This window comes from bacterium (genome assembly GCA_023135785.1).
Taxonomy (GTDB): Bacteria; CAIJMQ01; CAIJMQ01; order CAIJMQ01; family CAIJMQ01; genus CAZNJA01.
Genome location: JAGLSL010000067.1, coordinates 1 through 9,268, shown reverse-complemented (window position 1 = coordinate 9,268; position 9,268 = coordinate 1). Strand labels below are relative to the sequence as shown.

Annotated in this window: 7 protein-coding genes and 1 pseudogene; 6 read left to right on the top strand and 2 right to left on the bottom strand. The window is 39.7% G+C overall.

The genetic code is table 11. The annotated features are described in order from the left end of the window. The 6 genes and pseudogenes from KAS42_05215 to KAS42_05190 form a co-directional block, all read left to right on the top strand. Positions 1 to 1,337 (top strand): hypothetical protein (locus tag KAS42_05215; protein MCK4905616.1); only part of this gene is annotated, 1,337 nt, incomplete at its 5' end. 71 nt (positions 1,338 to 1,408) lie between these two features. Continuing rightward, a complete protein-coding gene (locus tag KAS42_05210; protein MCK4905615.1) occupies positions 1,409 to 1,984 on the top strand; it encodes a rubrerythrin family protein in 576 nt (191 codons plus the stop codon). A gap of 12 nt (positions 1,985 to 1,996) precedes the next feature. Then, the gene (locus KAS42_05205; protein ID MCK4905614.1) at positions 1,997 to 2,386 is read left to right on the top strand and encodes a zf-TFIIB domain-containing protein; all 390 of its coding nucleotides are present in this window, start codon (positions 1,997 to 1,999) and stop codon (positions 2,384 to 2,386) included. 28 nt (positions 2,387 to 2,414) lie between these two features. After that, positions 2,415 to 2,984: a LemA family protein gene (locus KAS42_05200; protein ID MCK4905613.1), complete on the top strand. Its 570-nt coding sequence runs from the start codon at positions 2,415 to 2,417 to the stop codon at positions 2,982 to 2,984. A 345-nt stretch (positions 2,985 to 3,329) separates the two neighbouring features. Beyond that, positions 3,330 to 4,778, top strand: a complete 1,449-nt coding sequence (locus tag KAS42_05195) for a M48 family metallopeptidase (protein MCK4905612.1) — start codon at positions 3,330 to 3,332, stop codon at positions 4,776 to 4,778. Between the two features lie 75 nt (positions 4,779 to 4,853). Further along, a pseudogene (locus KAS42_05190) lies at positions 4,854 to 5,165 on the top strand (DUF4870 domain-containing protein). A gap of 329 nt (positions 5,166 to 5,494) precedes the next feature. On the opposite strand, the gene KAS42_05185 reads toward KAS42_05190, so the two are convergent. Beyond that, a complete protein-coding gene (locus KAS42_05185) occupies positions 5,495 to 8,203 on the bottom strand; it encodes a pyruvate, phosphate dikinase (GenBank protein ID MCK4905611.1) in 2,709 nt (902 codons plus the stop codon). Positions 8,204 to 8,532: 329 nt separating this feature from the next. Then, on the bottom strand, positions 8,533 to 9,268 hold a 736-nt coding region (locus tag KAS42_05180), incomplete at its 5' end, for a glycine--tRNA ligase (protein ID MCK4905610.1).

Below are 9,268 nucleotides of genomic sequence, written 5' to 3'. Positions count from 1 at the left end.
TGGATGGCGATTTGCTCTGTCCCGGTCCGTCGGCCTACAATCATTTTTTCCTCCACGATGCTGCGGATATGGCTGAAGCACTGGACAAAGTCGGTCTGAAGGATGTGGTTCGGGCTGCGGTGGAAGATTTTGACTATACCGACAGTCAATATCTCGATGAGTTGGGTGGAAATATCTACGCATTGTTTTCACATTACAAACTGAATGAGGATGCGGATTGGCTGGAAAAATTTTATCCGCGTATGCTCGAAAAAAGCAAAATACTAAAACGGTTGCGAGCCGAGCAGTTGAAACCGGAATTTAAGGGAACCGTTGCTTACGGCCTCTTGCCGAAGAGTGTAAGTCAGGATAATTTTACGATTCCTGCTTATTTGTATGTCGATAATTGGTGGTCGTTGATTGGCCTTAAAGCGGCGATGGAATCAGCAGTAATTTTAAATAAGCCGGACGATTTACGGTGGCTGACAAATGAGTACAACGATTTGTTAAAGTGTCTTTTGGCGAGTATGGAGATGGTAAAAAAACGTGAGGGAACAGATTTTTATCCGGGTTTTGCAGACGATTGGCCTGCCAAATACAGAAAAGTTGACCAGCTGTATCGTATTTTGGGTGAGACGCAAATGGCCTGGGCGCATCGACCGGCTCTTTTTCCAGGCGAGGCGATGGGAATAGAAATACCTCTGGATGGTTTTAGGGAATCTTATCAGAGCTATTGGGAAAAAGCAGGTGCTTTTTCCGGCTATGATGGTGGCTGGTTCGTGGAATATGAAAATCTTTTCTGGGGCTACAATGTCAAACTTGCCCGGCCGCTTATTTCGCTGGGGATGGAGGATGTGGCTCTTAAAAATCTCAAGTGGAGTTTACAGCATCAATCATGTCCGGGTGCATGGATGGAGGCGATTCCGAGCAAAGTTAACGAAAAAGGATTAAAAGAAGTTAACGACAATGGCGGAATTGTTGGTGATGTTCCGCACGGATGGGTGGCAGCTCATTATGTGCTTTTGCTGCGTGATATGCTTTTACGCGAAACGGACGAAAAAATTATTCTTCTTTCGTGCGTTCCGCCGGCTTGGCTCGAAGATGGCAAGTGTATAGAGATAAAAAATGCACCCACTTTTTTCGGGTTGGTAAGTTATAGTTTGCAGAGCCATTTGAAAGACGACTATTTGAAATTGAATCTAAACTCAGAGAAAGAATTTTCAGGAGGTTTTATATTAAAACTGCCGGTCGAAAAAAATATTCGCAGTGTAAAAATCGACGGCAAAGATTGGAAGGAATTCAAAGAAAAGGAAGTAGAGATTCCTTCCTCGTCAAAAGAGATTCTGGTATGTTATTAATGCCGACACTTTTATGTCGTAAATAAAATTCGAGTGTAAGAAATACTTTAGAAGAAAGGATGAACAGAAAAATGAAGAATGTAAAAGGAACAAAAACAGAAAAGAATCTTCTTGTGGCATTTGCAGGAGAATCGCAGGCAAGAAATAGATACACTTATTTTGCAAGTAAGGCAAAGAAAGAAGGATTTGAGCAGATATCCGGGATATTTCTTGAGACTGCAGAAAACGAAAAAGAACATGCAAAGAAGTTTTTTCAGTTTCTTGAAGGCGGAGATGTGGAAATAACAGCTTCTTATCCTGCGGGTATAATAGGAGATACTGTTACCAATCTTCAAGAAGCGGCTAATGGCGAAAAAATGGAATGGTCGGCTATATACAAGGATTTTGAGAACACTGCAAGAGAAGAAGGATTTGGAGAGATAGCAACTATTTTCAAAGAAATTGCGGAAGTTGAAGCGCATCATGAAGCCCGCTACAGAAAACTACTCAAAAATATAAAAGAAGGCAAAGTATTCAAGAAAGATACAGTAGTCAGATGGAAATGCAGAAACTGTGGCTATGTGCATGAAGGCAAAGAAGCACCCAAGATATGTCCTGCCTGCGCGCATCCACAGAGTTATTATGAGGTTTTTGTTGAGAATTATTAAATGGAGAAATGAATGAATTGTCCTGCATGTAAAGAGCCGATGCTCGTTTTGGAGCTTCAGGAAATAGAGATAGACCATTGTATTTTCTGTGGAGGCATGTGGCTTGACGGGGGAGAATTGGAGCTTTTGCTTGGGACTTCTACGGAAAAGGATAAGTTCCTTATTTCTTTCCAAGTAGACAAGAATACAAAAGAAAAGGCGAGGAAATGTCCTATATGTTCAAAGAGAATGGAAAAAGTTCTTTGCGGGTTGGATGAAAAAGTATGCATAGATAAATGCAGGAAGGGAGACGGGCTCTGGTTTGACAAGGGAGAGCTTGAAGAAATTATCAAAATAGGCTCTTTTGATAAGGGTAATCGCGTTTTGGATTTGCTTAAAGATATGTTCGGGGAAAAAGAATAGTTTTTTAAAAATAAGAAAGGAGGAAAAAATGTCCGTGGGGATTATTTGGGGGATTGTGTTTGGATTAGTTTTTGCTTCTGTTTTTTCTTTCGTAGGAATTTACAATGCGCTCGTGGGTTTGAGGAATCAGGTGAAAAATGCTTGGTCGCAGATTGATGTCCAATTAAAGCGAAGACATGATCTTATCCCGAATTTAATAGAGACTGCAAAGGGATATATGCAGCATGAAAGAGATACATTGGAAAATATTACAAAAGCAAGAAGCAGTGCAATGGGCGCCCAGAGTATGGGAGATAAAGCCAAGGCAGAAAGTTCTTTGAGCGGCGCTATGGGAAAGTTTTTTCTCGTAGTAGAGAATTATCCTGACCTTAAAGCGAATCAGAACTTTCTGGCTTTGCAGGAAGAGTTGACTTCAACGGAGAACAAGATATCTTTTTCGAGACAGAGTTATAACGACCAGGTTCTTTTTTTCAATAATAAAATTCAGATGGTTCCTTCAAATATTGTAGCAGGCATGTTTAATTTTAAATCCGAAGAATTTTTTGAATTGGAAGACCAGAAAGAAAAAGCTGTTCCAAAAGTAGATTTTTCATCATAGGGATGGAGAATCAAATTCAAAAAGAGGTTAATGGGTAGCGGTTAGGGTTACGTAAAGCTTTTTAAAATTCGAAGCACGAAATTCCCCCTAGAAATTGCTCTGCAATTTCAGGGACTAAGTCCTCGGAATTCTTCGAATTCCAGAGGGGAAATACGAAACAATATCAAATGACAGAAATCCGAAATTCAAAACAGTTTAGGATTTTGAAAACTCAGATTTAGAATTTGTTTCAAGTTTCGATATTCTCCCCCTATATTTCTCTTGTACCCGAAGAGTGCTTTCTTTGAAATCATCGGGTATTGAAATGAAACAGGGGGACTAGGGAATTTCGGATTTAATAAAAACATGTGGGAATTAATAAGAGCAAATAAAAGAAAGTCCATAATTCTTTTTTTCTGTATGGGCATATGCCTTCTTTTATTAGGATATTTAATTGGCGCCGCTTTTTATCCTAAAAGCGGAGGTATCTTTGGTCTTTCTATAGCCGCAGCGCTCTGGTTTATCATGTCGCTTGCCAGCTATTTTTCGGGTGATTCTATAATCCTTACTATGAGTGGCGCAAGGGAAGTTACTCCTGAAATTCATCCGCAACTTTTTAATATCGTAGAGGAAATGAAGATTGCGGCAAATTTACCTGCTATGCCGCGAGTTTACATAATAGACGACCCTGCTCCCAATGCTTTTGCTACAGGTACCAAACCTAATAAATGTGCTATTGCAGTAACTGCTGGCCTTCTTTCCAGATTAAACAGAGACGAACTGCAGGGTGTTGTAGCACATGAAATGTCGCATATAATAAATAGAGACGTGCTTTTTGTTACATTTGCCGGAGTATTATTGGGAAGTATCGTGCTTATATCTCAAATATTTTTAAGAAGTATGTGGTATTCTTCCGGCTCGTCCAGAAGATATCGCGCAGGGGGAAAAGGAGGAGGGCAGGCACAACTTATTATATGGGCAGTTGCTATTGTCTTTGCTATATTAGCTCCTGTTTTTGCGCAACTTCTTTATTTTGCTTTGTCCAGGAAAAGAGAATATTTAGCTGATGCTTCCGGCGCAAGATTAACCAGATATCCCGAAGGATTAGCTTCTGCGCTTGAAAAAATTTCTAGAACACGTCTTAATCTTGCTTCTGCAAATAAAGCTACTGCGCCGATGTATATCATAAATCCAATCAAAAAAATGGGGGCAATAGGACTTTCGGATATGACCAGCACTCATCCACCTACTTCAGAGAGAATAAGAATATTGCGCGGTATATCCCAGGGGGTTAATTATTCAAATTATCAAAAAGCTTTCTCTGCTATTAAAGGAGGAACATCTCCTATTATTCCTGCTTCAGGAATTAAGGATTCTAAGATTATACCTATACGTAAAGCTTCTGTGGAACCGAATCAAGAACATAATAAAAAGAAAGACGCAAGAGAAATAGGGGATTTAATAAGAGCGGTTAACAAGTTTGCATTTTTGGTATGTGCTTGTGGATTGAAAATTAAAATCCCTCCCGATTTTAATAAGCCGCATATAAATTGTCCAAGGTGTAGGCGTGATATTGAAGTGCCTCTTGGAGAATTGGCTGTTTTAGCAGCTGCCGGAGTTGTTCTGTCTTCGGATAGTGGTAAAAAAGAACAGAAGAAGGCGGTGGATTCCAAACCACTTACATATAAAAGAAAAGGGGCAGGATGGGAGAGTGTGACTTGTTCTTGCGGCAGATTAAGGCAGATTTCCCCAAAATTCTTAGGTTCCCGTATTATTTGTAACGATTGCGGAAGAAAGATAAATATTGTAAACTAAAAGGCAAATTAATAAACTTTCTAAAAAGGAGGTATTATTATGGCAATGGATGAGAAACAGGAAAAAATGTGGGCGATGTTGTGTCATATCTCAGCTTTGGCAGGATTCATTATTCCATTTGGTAACATTATTGCACCATTAGTTATATGGTCAATGAAAAAGGCAGATTCGCCTCTTGTCGACGACCAGGGGAAAGAATCACTTAATTTTCAGATAACTATGACAATTGCTGCTATTGTTGCGTGGATTTTAATAGTCATCGTAATTGGATGACCTCTTTTGATTGCTTTGGGAATATTTAACCTGATAATGGTAATCATTGCCGGTATCAAAGCCAATGATGGCGAAAAATATCGCTATCCTGTAAATATACGCTTTATAAAATAGTAAAATTGTAGTGACCGACCCGCCCGCATAGTATAGTAGTATATTAATTTGGCATTCTAGTATGTAGAGATTCCCGCTTAAAGATTGCGGGAATGACACATTATCAGAAATTAATATTACAATGCAGTAGTAGTTGAGTTTACTCGACAAGAATGAAAGGCAAAGCAAGCTTTGCCACTACAAAAAACCCTGCAAGATAATTTTATCTTGCAGGGTTTAATTTTTTTATCTTTAATTTGTATTTTCCCTCTGGAATTTCTTTGAAATTCCGAGGACTTGGTCCCTGAAATTCTACGAATTTCTAGGGGTGATATTTAATATTTGATTTTTTATTTCTCCTTTAACACTGCCTGTGCTGCGGCAAGTCGTGCTATAGGAACTCTGAAAGGTGAGCAGGAAACATAATTCATTCCCACTCTATGACAGAATTCAACTGATGCAGGGTCGCCACCATGTTCGCCGCAGATGCCGATTTTTAAGTCTTGCTTTGTCGAGCGGCCTTTCTTTATTGCTATCTCTACCAATTGTCCCACACCTTCTTCATCAATTGTCTGGAATGGGTCGTGTGTTAAGATGCCTTGGTCGATATATTCCGGCAGGAATGTACCTGCATCATCTCTGCTGTAGCCGAATGTCATTTGGGTCAAGTCATTTGTTCCAAAGGAGAAGAAAGCGGCCTCTTCGGCTACTTTATCTGCTGTTAATGCGGCTCGTGGTATTTCTATCATTGTTCCAACAGAATATTTGACTTCTACACCATATTTTTCTATGACTTCTTTTGCAGCAGTTTCAACGACTTTTTTCTGGTTTACAAGTTCTGCTTTTGTCCCGATAAGAGGAATCATAATTTCAGGATATACTTTTATTCCCTTCTTTGTAAGTTCGCAGGCGGCTTCTATAATTGCTTTTGCCTGCATTGCTGTTATCTCGGGGTAGGTAGTACCCAACCTGCATCCTCTATGTCCAAGCATTGGGTTTAATTCGTGCAGTGAGTTAACCTTTGCCTTTACAGCTTCGGGTGTCATTCCCAACTGTGTTGATAGTTCTTGTTGGCTCTTATCATCGTGTGGTAGGAATTCATGTAAGGGCGGGTCAAGAGTTCTTATTGTTACCGGCAAACCATCCATTGCTTCAAAGATACCCATAAAATCTTTCTTCTGAAATGGAAGGAGTTTATCAAGGGCTTTCTGTCTGTCTTCTTTTGTATTTGCAAGAATCATTTCTCGCATTGGTGTTATTCTATCGGGACCGAAGAACATATGTTCTGTTCTGCATAGTCCGATTCCCTGTGCGCCAAACTTGCGCGCTGTTGAAGCATCTTCAGGATTGTCAGCATTTGTTCTTACTCCGAGTTTCCTTATCGTATCTGCCCAACTCATTAATTCTTTGTAATCGCTGTTACTTTCCGGGTCTGCAGGAAGTAGTTCCAGTACTCCTTCATAAACTACTCCTTTTGTTCCGTTTAGGGTAACCCAATCACCTTCTTTGAGTTGTTTTCCTTCAACAGTCAGTGTTTTTTCTCGGGCATTGATGTTTATTGCCCCTGCGCCGACTATACAGCATTTTCCCCAACCTCTTGCAACGAGCGCGGCGTGTGAAGTCATCCCGCCTTTTGCCGTAAGAATTGCTTGGGCAACGTGCATTCCATGAACATCTTCGGGACTTGTTTCATTTCTAACAAGAATAACTTTCTTGCCGTCTTTTGCCCAATCCTCTGCTGTATCTGCTGTGAATACAATCTGTCCGTTTCCACCACCGGGACCTGCCGGAAGACCTACCGCAAGTTTCTTTGCGGTCTTTTCTTTTTCTGGGTCTATCATGGGATGAAGAAGTTCATCCAGTTGCGTGGGTTTTACTCTCATTAAAGCTTCTTCTTTTGTTATAAGACCTTCATTGCACATATCAACAGCCATTTTTATTGCAGCTACACCATTCCTTTTACCTGTTCGCGTCTGTAACATATAAAGTGTACCTTCCTGCATTGTAAACTCTATATCCTGCATATCGCGGTAGTGTTTTTCAAGTTTGTTCCGTATTTCAACAAGTTGGTTGTAAAGTTCAGGCATAAGTTCTTGAAGAGATGGCAGATTTTCTGATGTTATAGTTTTGGAATCTTCGTTAATTGCCTGTGGTGTGCGAGTGCCTGCAACGACGTCTTCGCCTTGTGCATTTACTAAAAATTCACCATAAAATTTATTGTCGCCTGTAGCCGGATTTCTGGTGAAAGCAACACCTGTTGCAGAATTATCTCCCATATTTCCGAATACCATTGTCTGAACGTTTACTGCTGTTCCCCATATTTCAGGGATACCTTCTATTTTCCTGTAAGACTTGGCTCTCTTTCCGTTCCAGGATTGAAAGACTGCTGATATTGCGCCCCAAAGTTGTTGTTTTGCATCATCCGGAAAATCTTTCTTCAGTACTTCTTTTACTTTTGCCTTAAAAATTTCACAGAGCTTTTTAAGATCTTCAGCATCAAGGTCGGTATCGTTTTTGACTCCCTTTGCTTTCTTCATTTCGTCCATTGCTTCTTCAAGTTGATGTCGTATGCCTTTGCCTTCTTCCGGTTCAATTCCCGAAGATTTTTCCATAACTACATCTGAATACATCATCATAAGACGGCGGTATGCGTCGTAAACAAATCTTTCTTCTCCGCTTTTCTTCAAAAGACCAGGAATGGTTTTAGAGGTGAGTCCTATGTTTAGAACTGTTTCCATCATACCGGGCATAGATATTCTGGCTCCTGAACGGACAGAGAAAAGAAGAGGATTTTCAGGGTTATCAAATCCCATACCTGTAATCTCTTCCACTGTTTTCAATGCCTGATTCACTTCCTCGTCAAGAGTTTCAGGGTAGTTGCTGCTGTTTTTCATAAAATGTGTGCAGACATCGGTTGTAATGGTAAATCCCGGAGGAACAGGTATGCCCAAATTAGCCATTTCAGCTAAATTGGCTCCTTTGCCTCCCAAAAGATTTTTCATATCAGCTTTACCGTCTGCTTTACCGCCTCCGAAAGAATATATGTACTTCTCTCTCATGTTGTAATACCTCCATTGTTTTAGTTAATATAGGTTAATATTGCCTGCCTGTCGGCAGACATAGTTAACATAGGTTAAAAAAAGTTGCTTTTTTTAACAGGTCAAATATTTCATTTTTTTGAGATTTTAAAAGTTCCATATCATTGCTCTTATTATTTTGCAACCCTGCCCGACAATATTTGGCAGGCGGGCATTATTAACTGTTATTAACCCTGCCTCGCCATTGATTTAATGGCGGGCGTTTTTTAACTATTGTTAACTTTTTTATTTCCGGTAAATCTTTAAACGCTTTGTCTATCTTTTCCTTAGGGTAAGAATGGTATTTAATCTCAATTAACATCAAATTTCTTTTGTAAATATTCTTTTAATTTATCTATATCTATTCTTTCCTGTTGCATTGTATCTCGCTCGCGAACGGTAACTTGTTTGTCTTCCAGTGATTCTACATCTACAGTTACGCAGAAAGGGGTTCCGACTTCGTCTTGTCTTCGGTAAAGTTTGCCTATGGCTCCGGTATCGTCATAAACGGTAACAAGAATTTTCTTCAAGTTTTGCGCTATTTCTTTTGCAAGCTTCACTATTTCAGGGCGGTTTCTTAAAAGCGGCAGAATTGCCACTTTTACGGGTGCTAAATCTTTATGTAGTTTTAAAACTACACGTAAATTATCCTTGACCTTCTCTTCATGATAAGCATCAACCAGAAATGCCAATACGCTTCTATCTACACCACCTGAGGGTTCAATGATATGAGGAAAAAACTTCTCTTTTTTGACGTTATCAAAATATTGAAGGTCTTTGCCGCTGAATTTGGAATGTTGTTTTAAGTCGAAATCGGTACGGTTGGCTATACCCTCAAGTTCACTCCAGCCAAACGGAAAAAGATATTCAATATCTGTGCACGCTTTGGCATAATGCGCCAATTCGTTTGCTTCATGTGGACGTTTGCGTAATTGGTCTTTATTAATTCCCAGATTAATATACCAGTTAAACATTAATTCTATCCACTCTTCTAATTTTTTGTCTGCCTCTTCGGGACGCACAAAATATTCTATTTCCATTTGCTCA

Bases quoted from the DNA above. Each gene is read 5' to 3' on its own strand.
- KAS42_05210 (MCK4905615.1), top strand. From the start codon at position 1,409: ATGAAGAATGTAAAAGGAACAAAAACAGAAAAGAATCTTCTTGTGGCA.
- KAS42_05185 (MCK4905611.1), bottom strand. From the start codon at position 8,203: ATGAGAGAGAAGTACATATATTCTTTCGGAGGCGGTAAAGCAGACGGT.
- KAS42_05205 (MCK4905614.1), top strand. From the start codon at position 1,997: ATGAATTGTCCTGCATGTAAAGAGCCGATGCTCGTTTTGGAGCTTCAG.
- KAS42_05195 (MCK4905612.1), top strand. From the start codon at position 3,330: ATGTGGGAATTAATAAGAGCAAATAAAAGAAAGTCCATAATTCTTTTT.
- KAS42_05200 (MCK4905613.1), top strand. From the start codon at position 2,415: ATGTCCGTGGGGATTATTTGGGGGATTGTGTTTGGATTAGTTTTTGCT.